The organism is Aeromonas sp. S2(2024), from assembly GCF_041402505.1.
GTDB lineage: Bacteria > Pseudomonadota > Gammaproteobacteria > Enterobacterales > Aeromonadaceae > Aeromonas > Aeromonas media.
This window is the reverse complement of sequence record NZ_JBGLRL010000009.1, coordinates 140,463-165,694: the sequence shown is the minus strand read 5'-3', so window position 1 is coordinate 165,694 and position 25,232 is coordinate 140,463. Positions and strand designations below refer to the sequence as shown.

Here is a 25,232-nt window from a genome sequence, read left to right as displayed (position 1 = left end):
CGGGTTATCCTTGCACCTTGTCCATTTGACCGACCATGCGCATCAGCTCGGCGGTGCGGTTGGCATAGCCCCACTCGTTGTCATACCAGGCGTAGATCTTCACCTGGGTGCCGCCCACCACCATGGTGGAGAGTGCATCTATGGTGCAGGAGCGCGGATCCGTCTTGTAATCCACCGACACCAGGGGGCGCTCTTCATATCCCATGATCCCCTTGAGCTCATTCTCGGCCGCGGCCTTGAGCAAGCCATTGACCTCGACTTCGGTGGTGGGGCGGTTTACCTCGAACACGCAGTCGGTGAGGGAGGCGTTGGCGAGCGGCACCCGCACCGCATGGCCATTCAGCTTGCCCTTGAGCTCGGGGAAGATGTGGGTGATGGCGGTGGCAGAGCCCGTAGTGGTGGGGATCAGGCTCAGGCCGCAGGCGCGGGCGCGGCGCAGATCAGCATGGGGCGCATCCAGAATGGTCTGGGTGTTGGTGATGTCATGAATGGTGGTCATGGAGCCGTGCTTGATGCCGAGCTGCTCGTGGATCACCTTCACCACGGGCGCCAGGCAGTTGGTGGTACAGGAGGCAGCTGTCACTATGGGGTGCTGCGCCTTGTCATAAAGATGGTGGTTGATCCCCATCACCACATTGAGCACCCCTTCCTCCTTGACCGGTGCCGTGACCACGACCCGCTTCACCCCTTGCGCCAGATAAGCATCGAGCAGCGCCTTGGTTTTCATCTTGCCGGAGGCCTCGATCACCACATCACAACCAGACCAGTCAGTCTGACCGATCTCCTTGTTGCGAGTGCAGGGGATGCGATGATTGCCGATCACCATCTGGTCCCCATCGCTACCGGCTTCATGATGCCAGCGGCCATGGACGGAATCGAAGGTGATGAGGTGTGCTAGGGAGGCGGCATCCCCAGCCGGGTCATTGATGCGCACAAACTCCACATCCGCCCAGTCGAAGGCGGCGCGAAACGAGAGACGGCCCATGCGGCCAAAGCCATTGATACCCACTTTGATGGTCACGCTGTTTTCCTTAACCGGCGAATGCATGGTGGTTGTTGAGGTAATTGAGGTGCGCTGCCAATGTCAGCGCCTTGGGGCGCAGCCCTTGCACCAGCGACTTGACCTGTGTGGGGGCATAGCCCGACTCCAGCAGCAAGATGGCCGCCATCAGCCCGGTACGCCCCGAGCCGCCACGACAATGAATGGCCAGGGTCTGACCCGCCGCCAGGCGCGCCAGCAGATCCGCCTTGTGGTTGGCAAAGGCTTCGGCAAACGGTGTTTCGGGGGCGCAATCGTCCTCCACCGGCAGCTGGAACCAGGCCAGCCCCAAGGCCTCGCACTCGGCGGGCAAGGCATCGGCCTTGAACCGCGTCAGCTCGGCTCCCGGCATCAGGGTGATCACGGCATCCGCTCCGGCGGCTTGCAGGGTCTTGAGGGAGTCCTGCAAGGAAGCCTCCCTGGTGCCAGGACAGGGGGTGAAGATAAGGCGGGCGCCATTATCCAGGTTCAGGATGTCAAAGGGATGCATGATAAACAGCAGCTCCATGTCTCGTCAGGATGAGGGTGAAAGCGGGACTCGCCTCTCGGCGATACCGGGCAGGTGTCAGTAGGTCTCGTCGCAGCAGGACGAGCGAGGCTGACCACTGACGGTCTGGGGACGACCATCCACCAGACCGCAAGCCTCCGGATGACCTGCACAGCACTCCTCGGTGAGGTAGCCGATAAGGCTCAGCATCAGGGGAATGTTGGCACGATAGCGCAAAAAGCGTCCCTCCTGCTCCACCGAGAGCAAGCCCGCATGCAGCATGGCCTTGAGGTGAAACGAGAGTGTGTTCGGGGCAATGTCGAGCTCGCTGGCCAGCTGGCCGGCCACCTGCCCTTCCAGTCCGGCCTTGACCAGCAGACGCCATACATCGAGACGAATGCCTGATGCGAGGGACTCGAATACCTTGGTGGCGATCTCTTTGTTCATGGAACTTCCCCTTAATGCATTTCATGACTTCAACTATACAAGAAACATTGAAATGATCAACATGGCTACGGCTCGCAGCCAATCCCTTCAATCCCTCTTGTCATTCACGCAGCACTCTTCGCGGAAAAACGCGATGCTCTCATCCAGCCCCTCGTATTGAGAAAGGCACAGGAGTGCGCGACTTTTAAGGCTCCATTTGAAACTCTGCGATACGGTAGCTCGGGGTCAATGCGGAATGGCGTGGGGGATGGAATGGAATGGAATGGAATGGAATGGAATGAATTAAAATCCACAGATACAAAAAAGCCCACCTCAATCAATGAGATGGGCCGTATAGATGGCGGAGGAGGTGGGATTTGAACCCACGGATGGTCGCCCATCGCCGGTTTTCAAGACCGGTGCATTCAGCCGCTCTGCCACCCCTCCGCAGCAGTGCGACGCATATTACCCATGACGATCCCCCTTGTAAATCCCCACCCTGTTCGTTTGCCGATTTATTGGGCTAAATGGCCAACAAACCCCGCAAACGCCACCCCAACCGTGCTTTTTCCACCGGATGGCTTGACTTGAAAACAGACTCACCCACTATAGTGACCACTACGGTATTCCCAGCAAGATGGACTTATGAAAATCACACATGCCCTGTTCGCCGCCCTGACCGGCGCGACCCTGCTTGCGGCGCCTGTGCAGGCGAGCGAGCTGACCAAGAGCGATGTCGAGCAGATCGTGCGCGACTATCTGGTCAAGAATCCGGAAATATTGGTCGAGATGTCCAATGCCCTGCGCGCCAAACAGGAGAGCCAGCAGGCCGAGAATGACAAGACGCTGATCGAGGCCCATGCCAAGCAGCTCTTCGCCAACAAGGATCCCGAGAGTGGCAACCCCAAGGGCAGCCTGACCGTGGTCGAGTTCTTCGACTACAACTGCGGCTACTGCAAGCGTGCTCATCCCCTCGTCCAACAGTTGCTCGATGAAGACAAGGACATCCGCTACATCTACAAGCAGTTCCCCATCCTGAGCGAGACTTCCTACTACGCCGCCCGCGCGGCGTTGGCGGTGCAGCTCGGCCAGCCCGACAAGTTCCAGGCCTTCCACGACAAGCTGTACGCCCATCAAGGGTCGCTGGCCGACGAGGCCCAGGTGCAAGCCATCGCCAAGTCCGCCGGGGTGGACTGGAGCAACGTCGAGGCCAAGATCAAGGATGGCAGCATCGATCAGAACCTTGGTACCAACCGTGCCCTGGCCGAGGCCATGAGCATCTCGGGGACCCCGGGGTTCATCATCGGCGACCAGATCCTGCGCGGTGCGCCACGGGATCTGGCGAGCCTGAAGGCCATCGTCAAGGATGTGCGGGCTGGCAAGAGCATTCAGTAACCCGCTCTTCGCCCACAAAAAAACGCCCCGGCATGCGATGCCGGGGCGTTTTGCTATTCAGGCTTCACACCCTCAGGCCTGATAGCCGTTCGGGTTATGGCTTTGCCAGCGCCAGGTGTCGACCATCATCTGCTCCAGGCCCCGCTCGGCCTGCCAGCCCAGCTCGTCCCGGGCCAGGGTGGGTTCGGCCCAGCACTCGGCGATGTCGCCTGGGCGACGGGGCTTGATCTGGTAGGGAATGGGGCGGCCGCTGGCGGCTTCGAATGCCTTGACCATCTCCAGTACCGAGTAGCCCTGACCGGTGCCCAGGTTGTAGGTAAAGACCCCGGTGTCGCCCTCGATGCGTGCCAGCGCCTTGAGGTGACCGATGGCGAGATCCACCACGTGGATGTAGTCGCGCACGCCGGTGCCGTCCGGCGTCGGGTAGTCGTTGCCAAACACCCCCAGTTCCTTGAGCTTGCCGACACCGACCTGGCTGATGTAGGGCAGCAGGTTGTTGGGAATGCCGTTGGGATCTTCGCCAATGAGGCCACTCTCGTGGGCACCGACCGGGTTGAAGTAGCGCAACAACACGATGGCCCAGCGGGGATCGGACTTGGCAAGATCCCGCAGAATCTCTTCCACCATCAGCTTGGAGCGACCATAGGGGTTGGTGGCACCGGTGGGGAAATCTTCCCGCAAGGGCACCGAAGCGGGATCGCCATATACGGTCGCCGAGGAGCTGAACACCAGGCGGAACACGCCGGCTTTTGCCATCTCCTCGCACAGCACCAGGGTACCGGTCACGTTGTTCTGGTAGTAGGTGAGCGGGATCTGGGCGGACTCCCCGACCGCCTTGAGACCGGCGAAGTGGATCACGGATTCGATCCTGTACTCGGCAAACAGCCGCTGCAGGCATGCCCTGTCCAGAATGTCCCCCTTGACGAAGGTGACCGGCTTGCCTGTGATCCGCTCGACCCGCTTGAGAGATTCGGGGGAAGAGTTGGAGAGGTTGTCCAGTACTACCACCTGCAGCCCAGTACCCAGCAGCTCAACCAAGGTGTGGGAGCCGATATAGCCGGCACCGCCCGTGACCAGAATTGTCATTTTTTATCCCGTGCTTTGCTGAAACTGGGTCAGAGTCTACCCGCACGACCCGCTCGGGAAAAGCTCGGGATACCAATGACGCCCCTCAGTAATCGACGCTGACATCCCCTCTGATGGTGCAGGAGCAGGCCAGCGCGACGCCGCGCTCCAGATCCTGCGCACTCAGCGTCATCACGCTCTGACGCTCGATCTCCCCTTCCGTGGTGCAGCGGCAGGCCCCGCACACACCGGCGCGGCAGGCGGCCACCATGGTTTCGCCGGCTCCCTCCAGCGCAGCCAGCAGGGTCTGGCCCGGCAGTATCTTCACCTTCTTGCCGCTCTTTTTGAGGGTCAGCCAGAAGTGGTCGCTGCCGGCCGCAACTGGCGCCGTGCTCGATGTTCCAGCAGGCAGGCCGAACGACTCCTGATGCAATTGCTCCGCCGGCAGCCCCAGCTCCGCCAGCATGGTGCAGACCGCCGCCATGTAAGGGGCCGGGCCGCACAGATAGACGTGGCGCGCGAGCAGATCTGGTGCCAATTCCCTCAGCATGTCCGGTGTGAGCCGGCCAACCCAGGGATAAGCCGCCGGCGCCTGCTCCAATACCAGCGCATGGCGCACGCCCGCATGGGCCTCGGCCAGTACGGTCAGGTCGTCTGCGAAGATCACATCCTCCGGCGAACGGGCGCTGTGGATGAAGCGGATATCTGCGTCTGGCCGTTTGGCCAGCTCGTCCCGCAGCATGGCCCACATAGGGGTGATGCCGGAGCCAGCGCTGAGCAGCAGCGGCCGCTCGCAGGGGAGTACCGCCAGGTTGAAGTCGCCGAAGGGGCCGTCAACCCGGATCTCGTCCCCCAGTTGCAAGGTTTGATGCAGATGATGGGAGACCAGCCCCACGTCCTTGATGGTGACCTGCCAGAAAGGATCCTGCGGGCTGGAGGAGAGGGTATAAGCGCGGCACTGGGGTTTGCCGTCAATCTCGGTGTGCAGGGTCACACACTGGCCGGCCAGCACGGCAGGCAGAGTGCCCTCTGTGGCGACAAACTGCCAACTTGTCACGTCGTGAGTGTCCGCACGACGGCCAATGCAGCGCAAGGTGAGAGAGGTGGAGATCATCGCAAGGCTCCTCTTTTTGAAAGACATCTTTGTGAAAAAAAGGCGAGCCGGGGGGCTCGCCAAAGGCTTACAACATCTTGGGCTGAACCCGGATCAGGCCGCCAGGATCTCGGCGAGATCCGCCTCTGCGGTCGTGGTTCCCTTGAGACCGAACTGCTCCTCCAGCACCTTGAGCAGGGCCGGGGTGAGGAAGGCCGGAGCGGTCGGGCCGGTGCGAATGTCCTTCACGCCGAGTGCCAGCAGGGTGAGCAGGATGACGATGGCTTTTTGCTCGAACCAGGAGAGCACCAGGGTCAGCGGCAGATCGTTGACACCGCACTCGAACGCCTCGGAAAGCGCCAATGCCAGTTGAATGGCGGAGTAGGCGTCGTTGCACTGGCCCACGTCCAGCAGACGCGGGATGCCGCCGATATCGCCAAAGTCGAGCTTGTTGAACTTGTATTTGCCGCAGCCCAGGGTGAGCAGCAGGCTGTCCTGCGGGATCGCCTTGGCGAACTCGGTGTAGTAGGCGCGCTCGGCACGGTCGCCGTCACAGCCCCCCACCAGGAAGAAGTGGCTGATCTCGCCAGCCTTGACCTTGTCGATCACCGCAGGGGCGGCCTGCATCAGGGCGTTGCGAGCAAAGCCGATGGTGATGAAATGCTCGAGCTCAACGTGCTTGAAGCCTTCCAGCGCCTGGGCCTTGGCGATAACGGCAGAGAAGTCCTCTCCTTCCAGATGGGTCACCCCCGGCCAGCCGACGATGGAGCGAGTGAAGATGCGATCCGAGTAGTTGCCCACGTTCGGGTCGATGATGCAGTTGGAGGTCATCACCACGGCGCCCGGGAAGTTCGCAAACTCCTTCTGCTGGTTCTGCCACGCGGAACCGTAGTTGCCCACCAGGTGCGGATACTGCTTGAAGAATGGATAAGCCAGGGCCGGCAGCATCTCACCGTGGGTGTAGACGTTGATGCCGGTGCCTGCGGTCTGTTCCAGGATCAGCTTGAGATCCACCATGTCGTGGCCGGAGACCAGGATGCACTTGCCCGGCACCGGGGTGACGCGCACCTGAGTCGGTTCCGGGTGGCCGAAGGCCGTGGTTTCACCGAGATCCAGCATCTCCATGATCTTGAAGTTGAGCAGGCCGATGTCCATGGCGCACTTGAACAGGGGATCCAGATCGCTCGGATCCGTGCCGAGCCAGCTCATGATGCGGTGGAATTCGGCGGCCACGGCGCTGTCTTGCTGGTCCAGTACCCGGGCGTGCTCCATGTAGGCGGCTGCCCCCTTGAGCCCGTAGAGGCAGAGCAGGCGCAGCCCCATGATGTCTTCATTGACTTCGCTCTTGCCGCGGTTGACCGCGGTCTGGGGCGCATGGGCCAGCTGTTCCAGCAGCTCGACACCCGGCTCGAAGCGTGCGGCGGCAGGCAGCTCGGCAAGCTGCACCGCCAGCGCGGCCAGACGGTCGGCCAGTTGCTGCCGATAGGCCAGCGCCTGGTTGACATAGTCGACGATGCGCGCGGAGTCAAAGTTGACGTTGGTGAGGGTGGCGAAGAAGGCCTTGGGTACGAAGGCATCGATCTCGTCATCGACGATGTCGTGCTCACGGGCCGCCAGCGCCCAGGCACTGAGGCCTTGCAGCGTATAAATCAGCACATCCTGCAGATCCGAGGTCTCGGCCGTCTTGCCGCACATACCTTGTGCATACGCGCAGCCATTGCCTGCGGGGGTACGAATTGTCTGTTCACATTGCACACAAAACATCATGCCTCTCCTAATTGGACATTTCAGTTGCTTGTTTTGTGGCGATTCTATTCCCCCGACTCAAAACTTAATAGGCATTCAATTTACCAATTAAGGTTTCATTGATGCAGATCAAAAACAAAAAAGCCGCCCAAACAGGGCGGCAAGCGGGTGGATAACATCAAAGACAACTCAGGTTTGCAACAACGGAACGGTCGGACCGGCGCCTGGTCAGGGGTATCCGGCCCTGCACTCTATCAGGCCAGGTAGGCGCGCAGCATCCAGACCAGTTTTTCCTGCTGCTGCACATAGTCGGAGAGGATGGAAGCGGTACCCTCGTCACCGGCGTCGGCGGCCTGGCCCAGAATGCGGCGCTGAGCCACTAGCAGCTCGCGGAAACTCTCCAGCAGGGACTCGACACAGGCGCGACCGTCGTGCAGCCCCTTCTGCTCGGGGATGGCGGAGACCTTGATGTAGTCGCTGAAGCTGTGCAGGGGCACCCCATCCAGGGTGAGGATGCGCTCGGCTAGGGCATCAACCTTCAGCAGCAGATCGTTGTAGATCTCCTCGAATTTCAGGTGAAGCTCGAAGAACTGGTTGCCGCGGATGTTCCAGTGGAAGCCACGGACGTTCATGTAGAGGATCTGGTAGCTGGCCAGCAACTTGTTCAACTCGGCGGCCAGGGCTTGTGATTGAACGGTATCAAGACCAATGGGGCTCTTCATCATTCACCTCCAGGTGGTAAACATTATCGGGAACGGAGTCAGCATATCCCCGCACAGACTCAAAGGACAATTGCTTCTGCCTTGTCCATTGATAGCGAATGGCTATCGTCAGCAAGAAAAACACCCGCTCTCATCGCTCAAGCCGCTCGATATAGAGGATCACCTCGCCGAGGTGAATGCCGAACTTGCTGATCGCGGCGCGATTGATCAGGCGATCTTCATCCAGCAGATACATCCAGTCATCGAAGCTCACCCGCACCACCTCCCCGTCCGGCAGGGCCAGATCGAGTTGATAGCGCCAGTTCAGGGCAAAGCCTGCCGTCTTGCCTACCGCCTCCCCCACCACGTCCGAGGCGGTGCCGCGCCAGTGGCCATCCGCTCCCTTGCTCAAAAACCAGGTGCGGGTCTGCTGGCGGCCGTCATCGAAATAGAACTGCTCGAACAACTCCCCCTTGCCCTCTCGCCAGCGCCCCTGCATCTCGACCCGAAAGCGACTGGTCACTTCGCCGCTACGGTCCGTCACCAGGCCATGGGCCACCAGCTTGCCATTGAAGAAACGGGCGAGATCCCAGTTCGGGCCCTGCCCTCTATAGTCATCGAGGCTGGCGCCACAACCAGTCAGCAACAGCAGTGGCCACAGCAGCAGAAGACGCCATGTGCGATGGAAGGTCATGAGGAACTCCAGTATCAGGGTTGGCCGCGCAGGCGGCGGGTAAGGGCGGGATCGCGACTGTTGTCGGCGAGCCAGATGGCCAGAAAGGCGGCGGAAAACTGCGGATCGGCAAGGGAACCCAGGGGCTTGTCCTGCCACCAGAAGTGGCCGACTCCCGCACTGTCCACATAGAAGGTGAGTCTGTCCCCAGCCCCCACGTCGGGCCAGAGGGCGGCTAGCCGGCCGAGCCAGCGCTGGCGATCTCCCTCGCTGCCGAGCCCAAGGCGCTGCCACTCGGCGGCGGTGGCGCTCAGCAGATCTTCCCTGTCTATGGCTCTGGCATAGGTCAGGGTCAGGGCCTGCGGGTAGCGACCGGGCTCGTAGCGACCGCTCGCGCTGTAGAGGGTGGCGTCATAGAGCTTGAACCAGAGCCAGCTCATCTCCCCCTGCCCGACCGGGCGCAGTTGTTGCCAGGGGGCAGAAGAGGCCTGTACCGCACTGGCAAACAGCAGCGTCAGCGCCGCCAGCAAGGTGCTAATTCCACCCCATGTGCCAATGGGCGGGGTCTTCCAGTTCATGCCAGTCCATCTCCTGTTCCTGCAGGGTATTGATATCCTGCATCACCACGCTCGCCAGTTGACCCTGGGCATCGCGTTGGCATGCAACCACCAGATAGAAACGCTCTGCCAGCTCGCACTGGCCATCCCTGGTCCACTTGGAAAACAACAAGGCGTCGGTCGAAAAGGTGTTCATCTCGATTCACCCTCCAGCGTCACCGTTACCCACAGCAGTACGGGTAACCACCCCATCCAGATCACCGCCAGCAGCACCGTGCTGATCCAGATGCCCCAGGGTAAGTGTACGGCCCCCATGGCAGCCCCCGCCACATAGGAGCTCGCGCCCCCCACCATGCCAAACAGCGCCTGCTGCCAGCGGGGCAAGGGCCGAAGCCAGCGCAGACCGTGGGAGAGGGTCAGGGCAAAACCGCACCAGAGCAGCAACAGCCAGAGCGGGAAACCGACCGGAAACTGGAACAGGCCGAGCCGCCAGAGCAGACCGTCGAGCAAACAACCTGCCAGGGCAACGGGAATGAGCCGCCAGTCTTGCCAGCGACGAGGAGAGAAGAGGAAATGAAGCAACAGCATCAGCAGCAGCGGGCCCGGTTGCTGCCATTTCACCGCCAGCAACCAGTAGAGGTTGAACCCCAGCAGGTGGGCCCACTGCCACATGGTCAGTGACCGCTGACTGGTAGATCACCGGACCAGCCGAGGGGGCCCGGCTTGGCCGCCTCCAGCTGCACCAGGCTGATGGCCCGCTCCCAGAAGCCCCCCTCGCAATAGGCAAAATAGAAGTGCCACAGCCGGATGAAGTCCTGGCTGTAGCCGAGCCTTGGCAGCTCGGGGGCCAGCGCCAGGAAGCGTTCGCACCAGTGGGCCAGGGTGCGGGCATAGTGGTGGCCGTGATCGTGCAGCCGCACCAGTTGCATATCGGTCTCCCGGGCGAGCAGTCCCGCCATCTGGGAGACGCTCGGCAGACAGCCGCCGGGGAAGATGTAGCGCTGGATGAAATCGACCCCGCGCACATACTGGGCATGGCGCTGATCGGCGATGGTGATGGCCTGAATGAGCAGACGACCACCGGGTCTGAGCAGGCGTGACAGCTGGCGGAAGTAGTCCGGCAGGAAGGCGTGCCCCACGGCCTCTATCATCTCGATGGAAACCAGCTTGTCGAAGCTCCCCTCCAGCTTGCGGTAATCCTCCAGCAGCAGGGTGATACGATCCTCCAGCCCCTCCCGCGCAATCCACGCCTTCGCATAGTCGTGCTGGGCCTGGGAGATGGTGGTGGTGGTCACCCGGCAGCCGTAGTGACGGGCGGCATAGACGGCCAGGCCGCCCCAGCCGGTGCCTATTTCCAGCAGGTGATCCTCCGGTCCCAGCTCGAGCCGCTCGCAGATGGTGCGCAGCTTGGCCTGCTGCCCCTGCTCCAGGCTGGCCTCGGCGCTCGGGTAGATGGCGCTCGAGTACTGCATGTGGCTGTCGAGAAAGCCCTGATAGAGGGTATTGCCGAGATCATAGTGGGCGGCGATATTGGATCTCGACCCGGTCAGGGTATTTCGATTGAGCCAGTGACGCACCTTGTTGAAGGGGAAGCTGAGCCAGCCGAGCCGCCGCTCCAGGGTGTCGAGCAGCGTCAGGTTGCGGGCCAGCAGCCGCACCAGGGCCACCGGATCCGGGCTGGTCCAGAGTCCTTCCACCCAGGTCTCACCGGCGGCTATGCTGCCTCCCAGCAGCAGACGACGATAGAAGGCAGGATCCTGCACTATCACCTCGGCATGGAGATCGGTGCCCGCCACCCCGAAGCTGTGACGCTCGCTGCCGTCACGCAGCAGCAGTTGACCCTGTTCGAGACGTCCCAGCAGAGTGAGCAGCAGTTGCCTGGCCCCCTTGTCGATGAAAGAGGCAGAGAGGGTTGATTGAGCAAGTTCCATTAGCGGCTCTCCGGATGGATGAAGATAAAAGAGGTTCGTTTGATACAAACCCGCATCATGGGTTGCGGACAACGACTGGAAGCTGAAATACGCGAGAATGTCGGCTTCATCAGCGGCTCTCCGGGTGGCTGAAGATGGGGGTGCGTTTGATAAAAAGACGCAAGGCCTGCCAGTAGATACCGAGCAGCACCTTGAGGGTCATCCAGGGCCAGCGGGCAAGCAGGGCCACCAGCCCCTGGCGCGACAGCGGTTCGCGACGCAGCGCCAGGGTGGCATCGAACAGCTTGGCCTCGCCTGACCTGGGATGACTCTCGATATGGATCAGCGTCTCCTCTTCGGGCGGGCGAATGCGCCAGTGGTAACGCATGGCCAGCCCCATGAAGGGGGAGACGTGAAAGTCCTTGTCGTGGGGTGCCAGGGCCGCCAGATCCAGCAGGTAGTAGTGACGCTCGTTCCAGGGGGTGTTCGACACCTCCGCCAGCAGGTAACGCGCCTCCTCCTCCCGGTAGCAGAAGTAGAAGTTGACCGGGCTGAAGTAGAACCCCAGGCAGCGCACATTGCCGAGCAGCAGCACCCGACCGCCCGGCTCGGCGTCGCCGCCAAGGGCAGTCACCTTGTCCCACACCGCCAGCTTGAGGCTCCCTTCGCTGCCTTTGAGATAGTCATTGCGATGAAAGGAGAGCAACCCGGCCCGCTCCACTCCGAACCAGCGCCCCTGGCTGAGGCTCGGCAGCTCGTCCAGATCCAGCCCCAGCATGAAGAGGTCGTAGGAGAAGGCGTGGTTGCGCGGCGCAAAGCGGCGGTGGCGCACCGAACCCTGCCAGATGGCGCTGATGGTGTCGCCGGCGGCCTTCATAGGTTGGCTCCGAAGCGACTGGCCACATCCAGGGCGCTGCGCACCCCGTCCTCGTGAAAGCCGTTGTACCAGTAAGCGCCGCAGAAATGGGTGTGCTGCCGGCCGCAGATCTCGGCTCGCCGCTGCTGAGCGGCGATGGAGGCCTGATTGAAGACAGGATGGTGGTAGACGAAGCGGCGCAGCACCTTGCTTTCGTCCACCCGGCCCTGGGGGTTGAGGCTGACGCAGAAGGGTTGCGGCGAGCTAATCCCCTGCAGGATGTTCATGTTGTAGCTCACCAGGGGGCGCGCCTCGTCGTCATCCCCGAGCTGATAGTTCCAGCTGGCCCAGGCTTTTGGCCGGGCCGGCAGGCAGTTCACATCGGTGTGCAACCAGACATCGTTGGCCTGATAGGCCATGGCGCCGAGAATGGCCTGCTCCCGCTCGCTTGCATCCGCCAACAGGGCCAGCGCCTGATCGCTGTGACAGGCGAGGATCACCTCGTCAAAGCGCTCCTCCCCATAGCCGCTCTGGACAAGCACCCCCTCGGCCGAGCGCCGGATCGCCAGTACCGGACAGGCCAGCCGGATCCGCGACATCCAGCCCGACGTGAGGGGACCCAGGTATTCCCGCGAGCCGCCCGGAATGACGTACCACTGAGGGCGGTTGGCCACATCGAGCAGGCCGTGGTTGGCAAAGAAACGCAGGAAGAAACCCAGCGGAAAGGCGCGCATGTCAGCCAGGGTGGAAGACCAGATAGCCGCCCCCATGGGCAGGATGTAGTGGCGGGCGAAGTAATCGCTGAACTCCCCCAGCAGCAGAAAATCCCCCAAGGTAGGTTCGCGGCCATCCCCGCGGCGCCCGCGGTCCGCCAGCCAGGCGCGGGCCTCCCGGTTGAAACGCAGGATCTCGGCCACGAAACGGTAGAAGCGCGGGCTCAGCAGGTTGCTGCGTTGGGCAAACAGGGTGTCCAGGTTGTGGCCGTTGTACTCCAACCCCTGGGGGCTCTTGACCGAGAAGCTCATCTCGGTGGGCTGGCGCGCCACCCCGATCCGCTCCAGCAATTTCAGGAAATTCGGGTAGGTGCGATCGTTGAACACGATAAAGCCGGTGTCGATGGCATAGCTGCGACCGGCCAGGCTGACATCCACTGTGGCGGTATGTCCGCCGAGCACGGGGGCCGCCTCGAACAAGGTGATGTCGTGCAGCTTGTGGAGCAGAAAACCGGCGCTGAGTCCCGAGATCCCGGAACCTATGATGGCGATCTTTTTCTTCATGAAGGGGATCCTTTCGAGATGAGGGTGCGACCGAGGCGCAACCAAAGCCCCGTCGGCAGTGCGCCAAGCAGACGCAGCAACCAGATGAAGCGACGGGGGAAGTGGATCTGATGGCGACCGGCGGCCAGCCCGCTCATGATGGCGCGGGACGCCTCCTCCACCGTCACCAGACAAGGCATGGGAAAATCATTCTTCGCGGTGAGCGGCGTCTGCACGAAACCCGGACGGATCAGGGTCACCCCTATGCCCCGGGTCGCGAGATCGAGGCGCAGGGTGGCGGCCAGATAGTCGAGGGCCGCCTTGGAGGCGCCATAGGCCTCGGCCCTTGGCAGCGGTAACCAGCTCACCGAGGAGCCGACGATGGCGAGCCGCGACCCGGACACCAGCCGCGGCAGGAAGGCGGCCAGGGCGTGGCCGGTGGCGATGAGGTTGGTCTCGATGACCCGGGCAAAGAGGGCACCGTCAAATCCCTCGACCAGATCCATGTATTCGCAGTTGCCGGCGTTGAGGATCAGCAGATCCAGCGCGGGCAGATCGGCGGCAATCACGGCCATGGCGGCGCTGTCCCGTCCATCGAACTGCAGGGGAATGATCCCTTCATCGGCCAATGCCTGCAGCCGTTCACCATCGCGGCCACAACCCCACACCTGCCAGCCAGAGCGCCGGTAATCGAGCGCCAGCTGGCGACCTATGCCGGAGGTGGCCCCGGTGATCAGTACCCGCCCGCTCATGTGCCCAGCCTCCCCTTGATGGCGCGCACCACGGGGCCCAGCAGCGGCAACTGTTCGTAGAGCATGGCGCCGAGATCGAAGTAATCCCGGTGCAGGCAGACCTTGCCCCAGGCATCAAACTGCAACCGGGTGGCCCCCTCCACCCGCACCGGCCGCCCACCGGCAATCCGGGGATGTACGAAGGTCATGACCCAGCCGAGCCAGGCCTCATTGCCCTGCAACTGCTGGCTGGTGATCTCGAACCTGCACTCCTTGAGCCGCTCATAGAGAGAGGAAAAATAGCGGGTGAGCGCGGCCAGCCCCTCGATGCGGTGGGCCGGATCGATAAACACCACCTGATCGGCATAGATCTCAGGCAGACGGTGCAACTGATGCTTGTCCAGTTGCAGATAAAGCACGATGAAATGGGCCAGCGCGTCGTTCATGTCATGTCTTCTCCAGGTCACGGAACATCTCGATGGCCCTCACCCGTGCAACGGCATGATCCACCATGGGCGCCGGGTAATCCTGCCGTCCCTTGAGCCGCAGCCAGTCGTGGGGCTGGTGCACATAGGCGGCAGGCACATCGGCAAGCTCAGTTACCCAGGTACGGATAAACTCCCCTTGTGGATCAAATCGTTGTCCCTGGGTAGTGGGGTTGAACACCCGAAAGTAGGGGGCCGCATCGGCGCCCGTTCCCGCGGCCCATTGCCAGCCACCGTTGTTGGCCGCCAGATCCCCGTCGATGAGCTGGCTCATGAAGTAATCCTCCCCGAGCCGCCAGTGGATGTGCAGATCCTTGGTCAGGAAGCTCGCCACTATCATTCGCAGCCGGTTGTGCATCCAGCCGGTGGCGTTGAGGCAGCGCATGGCGGCGTCGACGATGGGGTAGCCGGTACGCCCCTCGCACCAGGCGGCAAAGGCATCCGGGTCCCAGCTCCAGGGCAGGGCCACCGTCTCTGGCTTGAAAGGGCGATTCATCGAGAGGGTCGGGATCAGTACCAGCAGGTGGCGATAGAACTCGCGCCAGATGAGCTCGTTAAGCCAGACGAAACCGGGCTGCGCCTTGGACTGGGGCCGGCCGCCGAGTCGCTGCTGCAAGGCCGCCACGCACTGACGGGGGCTGACGATGCCCGCCGCCAGATAGGGGGAGAGGATGGAGGTACCCGCCAACGCCGGAAAATCCCGGGTCTCGCCATAGTCCAGCACCGCCTGCTCCAGGAAGGCGTGCAACCGCCGCAGGGCCTCGACCTCCCCCACCGGCCAGCGGGGATCCGGGGTCAGCTCCCCGAACCCCTCATCGACAAAAGCCCGCTCGGCCAGCGGCTGCCACGGCAATGGCTCACCCCGTGGCGCCGGGGCTCTGTGAATGACGAAACCATCCTCATCCAGCGCCTTGAGCCAGGCGCGGCTGAAGGGGGTGAAGACCTTGAACATCTCCCGACCGCCGGTCAGTACCCGCCCAGGGGGCAGCACGCAACAGCCGTTGAGCCAGTGGCAGCTCACCTCCTGCTCTGCCAGCGCGGCGGTGACGCCATGGTCCCGGCGCTGCTCGTCAAGTTCGATGGCCTGGTTGGCGTAGAGGTGCGTGACGCCGAGCTCGCGGCAGAGGTCAGCCAGCGCCGCAGGCACCTCGGCAAAGGTCTCGACCCGCAGCAGATGAAGCGGGATGCCGAGGGCCGCCAGCTCGCGGCCCAGCACATCGACCTGGGTCAGGATGAAGCGCTGACGGATGGGTGCCATCTTGTGCTGTCGCCACTGGGTGGGGGAGATGATGAACAGCGCAGCGACCGGCTCATCGCTGGCGCAGCCATGACGCAGCGCCGGGTTGTCGGAAAGGCGCAAGTCATTGCGAAACCAGACCAGCCTCATGATTTCTTGCTCCCGCGCCCACGGGCGCCGCGCGCGGCAGGCTTGTCCGCCATCACCTCGGCCAGGGTCGCCCGCCAGCCGTGAGCGGCCAGCCAGTCAGCGTCATAGAGTCGTCCCAGCTCGCCAAAGAGCCGGGTACCGGCAGGCCAGTCGGCGGCCAGCGCCGGCTTGCCAAGGCCGGCCCCCAGCAGCACCAGCCAGGGGGTGGCGGCCCGCCCCTCCAGCAGGGCGGCATGGCGCGGCTCCACCGCCCCCAGCAGCTGTACCTCATAACCCTGACCGATGAGCTCATACGCGGCCCAGACCAGATCGAGAGGGCCCACCTGACCCCAGCTCACCAGGGTGACCGGCAGCCCCTTCTCCTGCTCGATGAGGTGGCGGGCGAAACGGGTGTGGAGCCAGCCCAGCCACACTTGTTGCAGCAGCTCGCCATCCGGCCGCTCGCGCCACAGGCCGAGCAGCTGCTCCACCAACGGTTGCAGCACCCGACTGCGCACCAGCTCGAACGGGTAGCTCGCCAGCAGATCATTGAGCTCGGCCTCCGCCTTGCGCTGGTTGAAGGCGAGCAGGGCCTGACTGAACTGCTCCAGGGTCTGCTGCCAGTGATCGCTCACCGGCTGGGACTGAGGTTCGCTCAACAGCCCCTTCACCTGCCCTATGCTCACCCCCCGTTCCAGCCAGCTCAGGATCTCGCCTATCTGGCGGATATCCTGCTCGCTGTAGAGGCGATGCCCCTTCTCGGTACGGGCGGGCTGCACCAGCCCGTAGCGGCGCTGCCAGGCGCGCAGGGTGACGGCGTTGACCCCGGTGAGTCGGGAGACCTCGCGGATGGGGTAGATCCCCTCGTCCGGCTTGGCGGCATCATCTTGTGGTACATCTGACATGGTGACTTCCATTCAACAGGGTATGGGCGCCCCGAGCCCAGAGGCTGCGTCGGGGCACAAACGAATTCAGAGCCCGTAGCGCAGCTTGAGCGTATCGGGATGCGGCTCTGGATAAAGCTGATCTCGCCATTCTCAAAGCCCGTAACGCAACTTGAGCATATCGGGGTGCGGCTCTGGATAAAGCTGATCTCGCTATTCTCAAAGCCCGTAACGCAACTTGAGCGTATCGGGATGAGGATTGAGATAGACCTGCTCGGACAAATAGGCATTGGGGTATTCCCGCAGGTAGTGGCGGATCAGGGTGAGTGGTACCAGCAGCGGGAAGACGCCGGTGCGGTACTTGTCGATGGTATCGCAGAGCTCCTGCTTCTGGGCCGGGGTCAGCACCCGCTTGAAATAACCCTGCAGGTGCATCAGCACATTGGTGTGGCTGCGACGATTGGCACGCAGGGTCAGGGCAGCCATCAGGCCCTTGATGTAGCTGTCCGCCACCTCCTGCAGGTTGGCCTTGCCGAGGTTGCCGAGCAGCTTGCCGAGGGTGCGGTAGTGGGTAGTGGCGTGGGAGAGCACCAGATACTTGTAACGCGAATGGAACCGGATGAGAGCGGCGGCGGTGATCCCGCGAGCACAGAGCTGCTGCCAGTCGTGATAGGCGAAGACCCGCAGCACGAAGTTCTCCCGCAGTATGGGATCGCACAGGCGGCCGTCTTCCTCCACCGGCAGCAGGGGGTTGGCCTCCATCAAGGCTTTGGCAAAGAGACCAATCCCCTCCTTGGCACTCCCCTCGTTGTTGGCACCATAGATGCGTACCCGCTCCATGCCGCAACTGGGAGACTTGGCGCAGAGGATGTAGCCGGAGAGGAAGTCGAGCTGACTCGCCTTCTGCTCGCTGAAGGCGATAAGCTTGTCGGTGACGTCGAAGCTGCCGTTGCTCGCCTCGGCGCGCACCTCTCCGTGGCGCTTGACCAGCCGGATGGCGGCACGGGGGGCACCGAGGCCGATGGCCATCTCGGGGCAGACGGGGTGATAGTCGAAGTGGGCGCCAAGATCCCGCTCGCAGAAGCTGGAACGCTTGTGGCCCCCGTCGAACCGCACTTCCTGGCCCAGCAGACAGGCACTGATACCGACCTTGATCTTGTACATGATTCCACCCCTTGTATAAGCATTGACTCAGTTATAGCAGTTATAGCAGTTATACAAAAAAATGAAAGTTGTATAACTATTACCGACCGATACGACACAAGAGCAAAAACAGGATCACCGGAAAATGAAAAAGCCCATGACCGGGGTCATGGGCAAAATGGACGTTGCGACAGACAGGGAAATCAGAAGCTGTATTTCACACCCAGGCTGCTGATGGATCCTTTCTGCAGATCCCAGTTGCGATAGGTGTAGTCGGCGGTGAGGGCCAGGTTCTGGCTCACCTTGTAGGCGGCACCCGCCTTGAAGTCGTGCATGTCGTCGGTCATGTTGGCGTAACGGTAGCCGGTAGAGAGCTCGACGGCGCCGATGTCGTAGCGCAGGCCCACTTCACCGTACAGGCTGCCGCTCTGCTTGCGGGTGATGTTGTCCCAGCCGCTGTCGTTCACGTTGGAGGCGAGCTCACGCTCCATGCTGTAGCCCATCAGACCCGCTTCACCGTACAGGTTCAGGCCGGTGCTGAGGGGAGTGAACACCCCCATCCCCAGACTGGAGATGGCCATGCTGTCATTGCCGCTGTTGCGGGAGCTGTATTCAGAACCGAAACGGCCGTAGAAGTTGGAGCCGAAGCTCTTGGAGAGATCCAGGCTCAGACCACCGAAATCGCGGTTGTTGCTGTCCTTGCCACCGACGTAGTCGGACTTGGTGTGTGCCCAGGTGGCGGATCCCTTGGCATAGCTGAACGCATCTTGCGCCAGCACGGAAGTGGAAGAGAGACCGGCCAGAACCAGAACAGACAGTGCGAGCTTTTGCATTTTGTTGACTCCGATTGTTGCGTTAGGCGGAACCTAACGGGAATGGAGCCATTGTGACGGGCAAAGGGGGAGTCGCCGAGCGGCAAGCTGTTGCCAAACCATGGCAGATGTAAGCAGATGTTGCTGATGGTTACCGGAGCAACACTCCACGGGGGACGGACCTGCCCGTCCCCCGTCGCGTTCCTAGCGGAATTCCACTTCGTCGATCTGGACCCGCACCAGCGGCTTGCCGGTCAGATTGGCCGGACGGGCCAGTTCGATGGCCCGGGACGGACGCTGCTCGCCCTTGCGCAGATAGGATTCCGGCAGGCGATTCTCCCCGACCCAGAAACGCACCGGCTGGGTCGAGAGCTGCACCCCCTCGGCGCTGAACAGGGTCAGGCTGCCGTTGACCCGCACCACGTTGCGGCTGCCGGTGTTGCTCACCACGAACTGCAGACGCAGCGGATCCTCACCCTCCACCTGGTTCAGGGTCACCGTGATCCCGTCCCGGGTCGCCTGGGCAAGCAGGTCGGGATTGGCCAGGGCCTGCTCGGTCAGCACCGGCGCCGCCACGCTCGCCGTCACCGTCTTGCCGGCCACCGTCTCGGCGGGCTTGACCAGCAGGTATTCCCAGGTGAAGTCGTCGTTGAGCTGCACCTGACGGCCATCGGCCAGGGTGACCTGGGTCAGGGGCGCGGCCTGGGCCAGCAGGGGGGAGAGGCAGAGGGCAAGCAGCAGTCTGGACAAGGGTTTCATGGGCACATGACTCGATAGGGATGCAGAGGGAGCAGTATAAAGAGTCGGGCTGCCCTTGCCTATGACCCGACTCACGTTACGGGCCGGGCCCGGGATCAGATGACCAGCAGTTGAGGATCTTCGCCCGAGACCAGATCCAGGGTCACCAGATCGAACTGGGCGCTCTGGAGCGCCTTCTGAATGTTCGGCTGCATGTCGAAGACCAGGGCCCGCATGCGCTGGGGCACCCTGATCCTGGCCAGGGTAGTGACCCTGTCCGCCAGGGTATGGAAGAAGACCTGGGCTCCATCCAGTCCCATGTCGAACAACATCTGCTCGGCCATGTCGACCATGCGCAGGTGGCGCCGGTCCAGTGACTCAATATCGGAGAAGCGCTGACTCAGGCAAGCCTCTCCACCCGCCCCCCACAGGGCCAACTGGCGCTTGTGGAAGCCATAGCGAAAGTCACGGTTGGTCATGCCCTGCTCGGCAAAGAGCCACAGCGTATTGGCCGGCACGCTGTCGAAACGCCGCAGATACTCCTGCATCTCCTCCACCGAGGCCGACATCAGAAGCGGGGGGCCATCGCCGTGCTCGAGCTGCTGGCAGAGGTAGCGTACCGGATCCATCACCTCGGCGAGGTGACCGAGATGCACGCTGAAGATCATCTCGTCGGTCTTGATCACCTGATGCGCTATGCCGTAGTGCTGGCAGTAGCGCTTCGCCCGGGCCACCGCCTTGCGGCTGAGGGTCGGGTTGTCCAGGGTGATGGCCCGAAAGCGGACCCCGCTGGCCCGGCACAGATCCATGCTGTAGCAGGACTCCAACCGGCCGGAGAAGGAGACAAGCAGTTCGCCATATCCTGCCAGGGTGCTGATGAGCCTCTGTTCCCTGGCCTGAAAGTTCTGATCATATCCCCGATTCAGCGCGACTACATTGGCATCCATAACAACGCTCCGGATGGTGAATAGGATGTTATTTTGCGGCGTGCAAGCTGAATAGACACTTAAACGGCAGGGACAAAGCAGTACTTTATTCGCTCTGAATGCACATCAGATCCCTTTTCTTCGGGCACAACGCAGGGCCCGTCCCTTTCAGGCGGGCAACCATCCTTGCTCGACCAGCTGCCGGCGGCACGCAGCAGCATCGGTGAACACCATGCCCTGCAGGCCGAGCGCCTGGGCCGCCGCCACGTTGGCCGGGCTGTCATCGATAAAGAGGCACTCCCCAGCCTTGAGGTCGAACGACACCAGCAGATAACGGTAGATGTCGGGCTCGGGCTTGATCATCCGCACCCGGGCCGACACCACCTTGCCGCTGAAGAAGCGCCAGAACTCCTGATGCTGTTCCAGCCAGTCGATGCTGGCATGGCCCATGTTGGAGAGGGCGTAGAGCCGGTGACCGGCACTGTGCAGCGCCTCGATAAGCGTCACCATGGCGGGGTCCGGCAGCAAGGAGGCGGGCACCGCCTGCAGGATGGCGAGGTTCTCGGCCATGGACAAGCCGGTGCGCGCCTCGGCCTGACTCGCCATGGCGTGCAGGGAGAGGGTGCCCCTGTCCACCTCCAGCCAGTCGGGGTGGTTGAACAGCTGCTCCGCCAGGGCCTTGGCACCATCCGGTCCTCGCACCGAGCGCACTATGCCGACCGGATCCCAGCTCACCACCACCCGTCCCAGATCGAAGATAATCGCCATCCTCTCGCCTCCCTCTCATTGACCAGAAACAACGGGATCTGTGTGGCACTCATTCGACCGTGAATCCCGACTACCTACCCTGCCCCGTTCAATGCACAGGGGCAAGTTTTACTTGCATCGGCGTGCCAAATCCCTTAATGGTTATGACGTTACATTCAGGACAACATCATGTACACACCATTCCTCTTTGCGTTCTCGTTTATCCGGCCCTCATGAGGGAAGGCCCTGTCGTCGCATGAACAGAACGCAAAGACGAATCGAGCCTCCCCCAGCGGAGGCTTTTTTTTGCAGCAACCACCACAGAAGATTTGGATAGGGAACCACCATGGCTACGCTCGACGAGATCAGACAAGACATCACCCAGTTGGATCAGGAGCTGCTCGCCCTGCTGGCCAAACGCAAGACCCTCAGCATCGAGGTTGCCCGCGCCAAGCAGGCCAATCCCCGCCCCATCCGCGACACCCAGCGGGAACAGGATCTGCTGGTTGCCCTGATCCAGAAAGGGCGCGCGCTCGGGCTGGACGCCCAGTACATCACCCGCATCTACCACACCATCATCGAAGACTCCGTGCTCTCCCAGCAGGCCTATCTGCAGAGCCTGCTCAACCCCCAGCAGCAGGAGCCCATGACCAGCGTTGCCTACCTGGGCCCGCGCGGCTCTTACTCCAGCCTGGCCGCCCGCAAGTACCTGGCGCGCTACAAGGATCAGGTGATAGAGGTGAACTGCCAGAACTTCCGCGAGGTGCTGGACACGGTAGAATCGGGTCGCGCCGCCTTCGGGGTGCTGCCCATCGAGAACACCAGCTCGGGCTCCATCAACGAGGTGTACGACGTGATGCAGCACACCACCCTCTCCATCGTGGGTGAGCTGACCTACCCCATCGAGCACTGCATCCTCACCGCCGTGCCCACCGAGCTGTCCCGCATCAAGACCTTCTATGCCCACCCTCAGGTGTTCCAGCAGTGCTCCCATTACCTCAGCAAGCTGGAAGGGGCACGCCACGAGATCTGCGACTCCTCTTCCAGCGCCATGATGAAGGTCAAGGAGCTGGGGAGCCCGGATGCGGCGGCCATCGGCAGCGCCGCCGGCGGCGAACTCTATGGGCTGGACGTGCTGGCCGAGCAGCTCGCGAACCAGAAGGAGAACTACAGCCGCTTCATCGTGGTGGCGCGCAAACCCATCGACGTGGCGCCCCAGATCCCGGCCAAGACCACTCTGATCATGTCCACCTCCCAGAAGCCGGGCTCCCTGGTGGAGGCGCTGCTGGTGCTGCGCAGCCACGAGATCAACATGACCAAGCTGGAATCCCGTCCGGTGCAGGGCAACCCCTGGGAAGAGATGTTCTATCTGGATGTCTCCGCCAACCTGCAGACCCCTGAGATGCAGGCCGCCCTGCTGGAGCTGACCAAGATCACCCGCTACGTCAAGGTGCTGGGCTGCTACCCGAGCGAAGACGTCAAGCCGACCGCGGTACCGCCAGTGCTGATGGGCAGCTAAGCCCTCCGAACGGCAAGAGGCGAGCATCAGGCTCGCCTCTCTCTTTTCTGCCCCCTGCCCCGCCCCAGGACAACAAAAAGGCGAGCTCATTGCTCGCCTAGTTGGTACCCCGCCGACAGGCTCGGGTGACAGAGGATGGAGTCTCGCTCCTGGCGCTAGAACTGACCCGCCATCAGCTGGTTCAGGTGGTAGAGGTTGCGGGTATCGAGCTCCAGCTCGGTGGCATAGGTGTTGCCACGGGGATAGGTCGCCACCACACGGGCACCGCGCACCATGCCGGCCACCGACACATCCAGCGAGTTGGAGGTCTGGGTCAGGTCCTTGTAGCTGCTCTGGCCACGCACCTGCTGGCCGTTGAGCTGCTCCGCCAGCTCCCGGTAGGCATCCATCTTGGACGCCCGGATCGCCTGCAGCATCTTCTCCGACTGGGAGGGGCCGGGCTGGATGTCGATCACCGCGTAGCCCACCGCCTTGAGAACGGGGAAGTCATCTGGCTTATCCCCCTGGTCGTAGTTTACGACCCTGTTCCCGCTGCACGCCGTCAGCAAGAGGGCCATCATCAGGCCAAGCACGATTCTCATGGCTGTCTACTCCTCAGAAATCAGGGGGTCAGGTTGACCAGATGGCCGGACGCGCTCTGGCCGCCCCGCATCAGGTAACCCCGGTTGACCGATGCCCGGCCAAACGAGTTGCTGGCGCCGGACAGATATTGTTGCGGGATCAGGCTCTGGGCCGTGGTCTCCACCATCTTGGTACGCAGATCGATGATCCGGGCATTGACCAGGATCCCCTGCGAATTGCGGCTGAAGGTGCCGGTCAGGATCCGGGAGATGGGCAGCCGGGCGGAGAGATCCTTGTAGTTGCGGCTCATCACGAAGTCGCCACTGGGGGTCACTTGAATGCTGCCCGTGGTCTTGAAGTCCACCACTACCTCACCACGCCGGTTCAGCTCGTAGATGAAGCTCTCCTCGATCTGCAACCCCATCCAGTTGGTGTCTTTCAGGGTGTCGAGATCGACGAAGGAGGCGACCGCGATGGGCTCGCTCAGGGTGGTGAGCGACTTGCGCTCCATCAGCTGATCCGTCATGCGGGCCACCAGCCAGTTGAGCTCCATCCCCTTCGCCGCCTGGCGGGGATCCCCTTGCTCCCGGTTGATGGGGTCGGCCGACCCGCAGCCGGCCAGCGCCAGCGCAACCGCCAGCGCCGTGATAATTCTGTTCATGGATACCTGTTCCTGTATCTACACCTGACTTGTTATCGGTCGCAGCGGCCAACACTTGAGACGGGAATGCGCCAAGGATCATCCGATGATCCGCCAGAGAGCCTTGGGCGGCGCCAATACAGAGGCTGGGGCCGGGAAATCCGGCGGGCCGCGCACTCTTTCACCGGAACAAGGCATGGATCTTGCTTTTATTTGCGCACCCGGTGCAAACCAGGCCAGTGTCCATGAAGCCGCTCATCCGCCCCTTGGGCGCAAGAGGGGTTCGTCTATTCAAGGTGTACGTTATGAAAGTTGTGCTGCTGTCAACCCTGTTGCTGGCCAGTCTGTCGGCCCGCGCCGAGCTCATAGAGGCGCAAGGCAGTGCCGCCATCCTGGGGGGTGACGAGATCTATGCCCGCGAGCAGGCGACCCGGGATGCGCTGCGTCAGGCCCTGCTGGCCAGCGGCGCCTCCGTCTCCAGCATCCAGCGCCTGGAGAACGGCAGCCTGCGTTCGGAGCAGATCCAGATCCGCTCCGGCGGCGACATCCGCCAGTACCGCCTCAAGCGCGAGGAGGTGCGCAACGGCCGCATGTACATCACGCTAGTGGCCGACATCCAGGCCGAGCGGCAGATCTGCCAGACCCAACACTACGCCAAGGATTTGACGCTGGTGCGCCTGCGCATGCGCTACCCGGATCAGGCGAGCACCGGCGCCCTCGACGATATGCCGGCGGATCTCTCCCGCCGCCTGTTCGAGACCCTGGCGGCAGCGCCTCAGGGAGTGGTCGCACGTCAGTGGCTGGACGAGAACCTGCGCATCGATCCCCTCCACCTGCAGCAGGGGGATCGCAGCGCACTCGAGGAGATTAAGGCCCTGAGCCTGCGCACCGACAGCCAGTATCTGGTGCTCGGCAGCATCGACGATCTCTCCCTCGAACCCCAGGGCAACCAGCTGACCAGCTGGTATGAAGACCCGATCCGCAACTTCCGCATGCAGCTCTACCTGTTTGACGGCATCAACGGCAGCCTGCTCGGGCGCAAGGAGTATCAGGGGCGGGCCAACTGGACCTTCTCCAAGCGAGAGCAGGTGGGCAGCCACAATGGCCGGTTCTGGCAGTCCAGCTACGGCCAGGAGGTGAGCTACCAGTTGAAGGAGGCGGCCCAGGACATCGTCGCCGAGCTCGCCTGCGCCCCCGTCACCGCTCGCATAGTGGCCCAGCACGAACGCGGCCCCCACATCAGCCTGGGCCGTCGCAACGGCGTCAAGCTTGGGGATCAGTTCCGCGTCCAGCACAGCGCCGACTTCATCGATCCCTACGGCAAGTCCAGGGTGATGCGCAACCCCGCCGACGGCCTGTTCGAGGTAGTGCAGGTGTTCGAGGATGGTGCCATCATCAGCAGCCAGAACAAATATTCGCCGTTTAATGTCCAAATTGGCGATCTAGCCGTATTGGAATAGGAATCAAGGGTTTAAA

At 62.4% G+C, this 25,232-nt stretch carries 28 protein-coding genes, 1 tRNA gene and 1 other annotated feature; of the genes, 3 read left to right on the top strand and 26 right to left on the bottom strand.

Going from position 1 to position 25,232, the window contains the following annotated elements:
- Positions 1-4: 4 nt before the first annotated feature.
- The 4 genes from ACB039_RS11840 to ACB039_RS11825 all read right to left on the bottom strand — a co-directional run bounded on the left by ACB039_RS11840 (position 5) and on the right by ACB039_RS11825 (position 2,399).
- Positions 5-1,021, bottom strand: coding sequence for an ArsJ-associated glyceraldehyde-3-phosphate dehydrogenase (locus ACB039_RS11840; protein ID WP_371165736.1), 1,017 nt, complete (start codon positions 1,019-1,021; stop codon positions 5-7).
- A 10-nt stretch (positions 1,022-1,031) separates the two neighbouring features.
- Positions 1,032-1,529, bottom strand: coding sequence for a protein phosphatase (locus ACB039_RS11835; protein ID WP_232534743.1), 498 nt, complete (start codon positions 1,527-1,529; stop codon positions 1,032-1,034).
- A gap of 75 nt (positions 1,530-1,604) precedes the next feature.
- Positions 1,605-1,973 (bottom strand): helix-turn-helix transcriptional regulator, encoded by a 369-nt coding sequence (locus tag ACB039_RS11830; RefSeq protein ID WP_005332532.1) that lies wholly within the window; start codon positions 1,971-1,973, stop codon positions 1,605-1,607.
- Between the two features lie 338 nt (positions 1,974-2,311).
- Positions 2,312-2,399, bottom strand: a tRNA-Ser gene (locus ACB039_RS11825).
- Positions 2,400-2,597: 198 nt separating this feature from the next.
- Between ACB039_RS11825 and ACB039_RS11820 the strand changes: the two genes are divergently transcribed.
- The gene (locus ACB039_RS11820) at positions 2,598-3,347 is read left to right on the top strand and encodes a DsbA family protein (RefSeq protein WP_270823327.1); all 750 of its coding nucleotides are present in this window, start codon (positions 2,598-2,600) and stop codon (positions 3,345-3,347) included.
- A 72-nt stretch (positions 3,348-3,419) separates the two neighbouring features.
- On the opposite strand, the gene galE is transcribed toward ACB039_RS11820, so the two are convergent.
- The 20 genes from galE to ACB039_RS11720 form a co-directional block, all read right to left on the bottom strand.
- Positions 3,420-4,433 (bottom strand): UDP-glucose 4-epimerase GalE, encoded by a 1,014-nt coding sequence (gene galE / locus ACB039_RS11815; protein ID WP_182786134.1) that lies wholly within the window; start codon positions 4,431-4,433, stop codon positions 3,420-3,422.
- Between the two features lie 85 nt (positions 4,434-4,518).
- A complete protein-coding gene (locus tag ACB039_RS11810; protein WP_371165735.1) occupies positions 4,519-5,526 on the bottom strand; it encodes an FAD-binding oxidoreductase in 1,008 nt (335 codons plus the stop codon).
- 93 nt (positions 5,527-5,619) lie between these two features.
- Entirely contained in the window at positions 5,620-7,269 is a 1,650-nt protein-coding gene (gene hcp, locus ACB039_RS11805; protein ID WP_041206287.1) for a hydroxylamine reductase, read from the bottom strand.
- Positions 7,270-7,505: 236 nt separating this feature from the next.
- Complete coding sequence (locus ACB039_RS11800; RefSeq protein WP_041206289.1) at positions 7,506-7,973, bottom strand: Dps family protein; 468 nt, start codon at positions 7,971-7,973, stop codon at positions 7,506-7,508.
- Between the two features lie 130 nt (positions 7,974-8,103).
- Complete coding sequence (locus ACB039_RS11795; protein ID WP_042650333.1) at positions 8,104-8,646, bottom strand: DUF3833 domain-containing protein; 543 nt, start codon at positions 8,644-8,646, stop codon at positions 8,104-8,106.
- 14 nt (positions 8,647-8,660) lie between these two features.
- Positions 8,661-9,203, bottom strand: coding sequence for a chalcone isomerase family protein (locus tag ACB039_RS11790; protein ID WP_161507479.1), 543 nt, complete (start codon positions 9,201-9,203; stop codon positions 8,661-8,663).
- Positions 9,160-9,378 (bottom strand): TIGR02450 family Trp-rich protein, encoded by a 219-nt coding sequence (locus ACB039_RS11785; protein ID WP_005332522.1) that lies wholly within the window; start codon positions 9,376-9,378, stop codon positions 9,160-9,162. The genes ACB039_RS11790 and ACB039_RS11785 overlap by 44 nt, the downstream gene beginning before the upstream one ends.
- Positions 9,375-9,854, bottom strand: a complete 480-nt coding sequence (locus tag ACB039_RS11780) for a DUF2878 domain-containing protein (protein ID WP_161507480.1) — start codon at positions 9,852-9,854, stop codon at positions 9,375-9,377. The genes ACB039_RS11785 and ACB039_RS11780 overlap by 4 nt, the downstream gene beginning before the upstream one ends.
- Before the next feature lie 2 nt (positions 9,855-9,856).
- The gene (locus ACB039_RS11775; RefSeq protein WP_042650336.1) at positions 9,857-11,113 is read right to left on the bottom strand and encodes a cyclopropane-fatty-acyl-phospholipid synthase family protein; all 1,257 of its coding nucleotides are present in this window, start codon (positions 11,111-11,113) and stop codon (positions 9,857-9,859) included.
- Positions 11,114-11,222: 109 nt separating this feature from the next.
- Complete coding sequence (locus ACB039_RS11770) at positions 11,223-11,969, bottom strand: DUF1365 domain-containing protein (protein WP_161507482.1); 747 nt, start codon at positions 11,967-11,969, stop codon at positions 11,223-11,225.
- Positions 11,966-13,225, bottom strand: a complete 1,260-nt coding sequence (locus tag ACB039_RS11765; RefSeq protein ID WP_161507483.1) for an NAD(P)/FAD-dependent oxidoreductase — start codon at positions 13,223-13,225, stop codon at positions 11,966-11,968. The genes ACB039_RS11770 and ACB039_RS11765 overlap by 4 nt, the downstream gene beginning before the upstream one ends.
- The gene (locus tag ACB039_RS11760) at positions 13,222-13,956 is read right to left on the bottom strand and encodes an SDR family NAD(P)-dependent oxidoreductase (protein WP_043130858.1); all 735 of its coding nucleotides are present in this window, start codon (positions 13,954-13,956) and stop codon (positions 13,222-13,224) included. Before ACB039_RS11760 ends, ACB039_RS11765 begins: the two co-directional genes overlap by 4 nt.
- Positions 13,953-14,381, bottom strand: coding sequence for a nuclear transport factor 2 family protein (locus ACB039_RS11755; RefSeq protein WP_042650340.1), 429 nt, complete (start codon positions 14,379-14,381; stop codon positions 13,953-13,955). The genes ACB039_RS11760 and ACB039_RS11755 overlap by 4 nt, the downstream gene beginning before the upstream one ends.
- Position 14,382: 1 nt before the next feature.
- Positions 14,383-15,807, bottom strand: coding sequence for a deoxyribodipyrimidine photo-lyase (gene phrB, locus ACB039_RS11750; RefSeq protein ID WP_270823319.1), 1,425 nt, complete (start codon positions 15,805-15,807; stop codon positions 14,383-14,385).
- Positions 15,804-16,691, bottom strand: coding sequence for a MerR family transcriptional regulator (locus tag ACB039_RS11745; protein ID WP_182310430.1), 888 nt, complete (start codon positions 16,689-16,691; stop codon positions 15,804-15,806). Before ACB039_RS11745 ends, phrB begins: the two co-directional genes overlap by 4 nt.
- Positions 16,692-16,889: 198 nt before the next feature.
- A complete protein-coding gene (locus ACB039_RS11740) occupies positions 16,890-17,834 on the bottom strand; it encodes a YbgA family protein (RefSeq protein WP_371165734.1) in 945 nt (314 codons plus the stop codon).
- Positions 17,835-18,016: 182 nt separating this feature from the next.
- On the bottom strand, positions 18,017-18,646 hold the full coding sequence (locus ACB039_RS11735) for an outer membrane beta-barrel protein (protein WP_371165733.1): 630 nt from the start codon (positions 18,644-18,646) through the stop codon (positions 18,017-18,019).
- Between the two features lie 183 nt (positions 18,647-18,829).
- A complete protein-coding gene (locus ACB039_RS11730; protein ID WP_139751309.1) occupies positions 18,830-19,384 on the bottom strand; it encodes a DUF3157 family protein in 555 nt (184 codons plus the stop codon).
- Between the two features lie 95 nt (positions 19,385-19,479).
- Entirely contained in the window at positions 19,480-20,310 is an 831-nt protein-coding gene (locus ACB039_RS11725) for a hypothetical protein (RefSeq protein WP_042650346.1), read from the bottom strand.
- Positions 20,311-20,457: 147 nt separating this feature from the next.
- Positions 20,458-21,057, bottom strand: a complete 600-nt coding sequence (locus ACB039_RS11720; protein ID WP_371165732.1) for an HAD family hydrolase — start codon at positions 21,055-21,057, stop codon at positions 20,458-20,460.
- A gap of 164 nt (positions 21,058-21,221) precedes the next feature.
- Positions 21,222-21,344, top strand: a sequence feature (Phe leader region).
- A 38-nt stretch (positions 21,345-21,382) separates the two neighbouring features.
- On the opposite strand from ACB039_RS11720, the gene pheA reads away from it, so the two are divergent.
- A complete protein-coding gene (pheA, locus tag ACB039_RS11715; RefSeq protein WP_139434192.1) occupies positions 21,383-22,555 on the top strand; it encodes a prephenate dehydratase in 1,173 nt (390 codons plus the stop codon).
- A gap of 155 nt (positions 22,556-22,710) precedes the next feature.
- Here the strand turns inward: pheA and ACB039_RS11710 are convergent, their stop codons facing one another.
- Together ACB039_RS11710 and ACB039_RS11705 are read right to left on the bottom strand one after the other, a co-directional pair.
- On the bottom strand, positions 22,711-23,136 hold the full coding sequence (locus ACB039_RS11710) for an LPP20 family lipoprotein (protein ID WP_371165731.1): 426 nt from the start codon (positions 23,134-23,136) through the stop codon (positions 22,711-22,713).
- Between the two features lie 20 nt (positions 23,137-23,156).
- Positions 23,157-23,777, bottom strand: coding sequence for a FlgO family outer membrane protein (locus tag ACB039_RS11705; RefSeq protein ID WP_005332494.1), 621 nt, complete (start codon positions 23,775-23,777; stop codon positions 23,157-23,159).
- A gap of 284 nt (positions 23,778-24,061) precedes the next feature.
- Between ACB039_RS11705 and ACB039_RS11700 the strand changes: the two genes are divergently transcribed.
- Positions 24,062-25,216: a flagellar assembly protein FlgT gene (locus ACB039_RS11700; RefSeq protein WP_182310428.1), complete on the top strand. Its 1,155-nt coding sequence runs from the start codon at positions 24,062-24,064 to the stop codon at positions 25,214-25,216.
- Positions 25,217-25,232: the final 16 nt, after the last annotated feature.

What these genes read in the sequence shown, in the direction of transcription:
- ACB039_RS11765 (WP_161507483.1), bottom strand. Translation starts at nt 13,225, where the DNA reads ATGAAGAAAAAGATCGCCATCATAGGTTCCGGGATCTCGGGACTCAGC.
- ACB039_RS11730 (WP_139751309.1), bottom strand. Translation starts at nt 19,384, where the DNA reads ATGAAACCCTTGTCCAGACTGCTGCTTGCCCTCTGCCTCTCCCCCCTG.
- ACB039_RS11725 (WP_042650346.1), bottom strand. Translation starts at nt 20,310, where the DNA reads ATGGATGCCAATGTAGTCGCGCTGAATCGGGGATATGATCAGAACTTT.
- ACB039_RS11720 (WP_371165732.1), bottom strand. Translation starts at nt 21,057, where the DNA reads ATGGCGATTATCTTCGATCTGGGACGGGTGGTGGTGAGCTGGGATCCG.
- galE (WP_182786134.1), bottom strand. Translation starts at nt 4,433, where the DNA reads ATGACAATTCTGGTCACGGGCGGTGCCGGCTATATCGGCTCCCACACC.
- ACB039_RS11775 (WP_042650336.1), bottom strand. Translation starts at nt 11,113, where the DNA reads ATGGAACTTGCTCAATCAACCCTCTCTGCCTCTTTCATCGACAAGGGG.
- ACB039_RS11820 (WP_270823327.1), top strand. Translation starts at nt 2,598, where the DNA reads ATGAAAATCACACATGCCCTGTTCGCCGCCCTGACCGGCGCGACCCTG.
- pheA (WP_139434192.1), top strand. Translation starts at nt 21,383, where the DNA reads ATGGCTACGCTCGACGAGATCAGACAAGACATCACCCAGTTGGATCAG.
- ACB039_RS11800 (WP_041206289.1), bottom strand. Translation starts at nt 7,973, where the DNA reads ATGAAGAGCCCCATTGGTCTTGATACCGTTCAATCACAAGCCCTGGCC.
- ACB039_RS11830 (WP_005332532.1), bottom strand. Translation starts at nt 1,973, where the DNA reads ATGAACAAAGAGATCGCCACCAAGGTATTCGAGTCCCTCGCATCAGGC.
- ACB039_RS11740 (WP_371165734.1), bottom strand. Translation starts at nt 17,834, where the DNA reads ATGTACAAGATCAAGGTCGGTATCAGTGCCTGTCTGCTGGGCCAGGAA.
- ACB039_RS11790 (WP_161507479.1), bottom strand. Translation starts at nt 9,203, where the DNA reads ATGAACTGGAAGACCCCGCCCATTGGCACATGGGGTGGAATTAGCACC.
- ACB039_RS11770 (WP_161507482.1), bottom strand. Translation starts at nt 11,969, where the DNA reads ATGAAGGCCGCCGGCGACACCATCAGCGCCATCTGGCAGGGTTCGGTG.
- ACB039_RS11745 (WP_182310430.1), bottom strand. Translation starts at nt 16,691, where the DNA reads ATGTCAGATGTACCACAAGATGATGCCGCCAAGCCGGACGAGGGGATC.
- ACB039_RS11735 (WP_371165733.1), bottom strand. Translation starts at nt 18,646, where the DNA reads ATGCAAAAGCTCGCACTGTCTGTTCTGGTTCTGGCCGGTCTCTCTTCC.
- ACB039_RS11755 (WP_042650340.1), bottom strand. Translation starts at nt 14,381, where the DNA reads ATGAACGACGCGCTGGCCCATTTCATCGTGCTTTATCTGCAACTGGAC.
- phrB (WP_270823319.1), bottom strand. Translation starts at nt 15,807, where the DNA reads ATGAGGCTGGTCTGGTTTCGCAATGACTTGCGCCTTTCCGACAACCCG.
- ACB039_RS11785 (WP_005332522.1), bottom strand. Translation starts at nt 9,378, where the DNA reads ATGAACACCTTTTCGACCGACGCCTTGTTGTTTTCCAAGTGGACCAGG.
- ACB039_RS11835 (WP_232534743.1), bottom strand. Translation starts at nt 1,529, where the DNA reads ATGCATCCCTTTGACATCCTGAACCTGGATAATGGCGCCCGCCTTATC.
- ACB039_RS11795 (WP_042650333.1), bottom strand. Translation starts at nt 8,646, where the DNA reads ATGACCTTCCATCGCACATGGCGTCTTCTGCTGCTGTGGCCACTGCTG.
- hcp (WP_041206287.1), bottom strand. Translation starts at nt 7,269, where the DNA reads ATGTTTTGTGTGCAATGTGAACAGACAATTCGTACCCCCGCAGGCAAT.
- ACB039_RS11760 (WP_043130858.1), bottom strand. Translation starts at nt 13,956, where the DNA reads ATGAGCGGGCGGGTACTGATCACCGGGGCCACCTCCGGCATAGGTCGC.
- ACB039_RS11710 (WP_371165731.1), bottom strand. Translation starts at nt 23,136, where the DNA reads ATGAGAATCGTGCTTGGCCTGATGATGGCCCTCTTGCTGACGGCGTGC.
- ACB039_RS11780 (WP_161507480.1), bottom strand. Translation starts at nt 9,854, where the DNA reads ATGTGGCAGTGGGCCCACCTGCTGGGGTTCAACCTCTACTGGTTGCTG.
- ACB039_RS11705 (WP_005332494.1), bottom strand. Translation starts at nt 23,777, where the DNA reads ATGAACAGAATTATCACGGCGCTGGCGGTTGCGCTGGCGCTGGCCGGC.
- ACB039_RS11810 (WP_371165735.1), bottom strand. Translation starts at nt 5,526, where the DNA reads ATGATCTCCACCTCTCTCACCTTGCGCTGCATTGGCCGTCGTGCGGAC.
- ACB039_RS11700 (WP_182310428.1), top strand. Translation starts at nt 24,062, where the DNA reads ATGAAAGTTGTGCTGCTGTCAACCCTGTTGCTGGCCAGTCTGTCGGCC.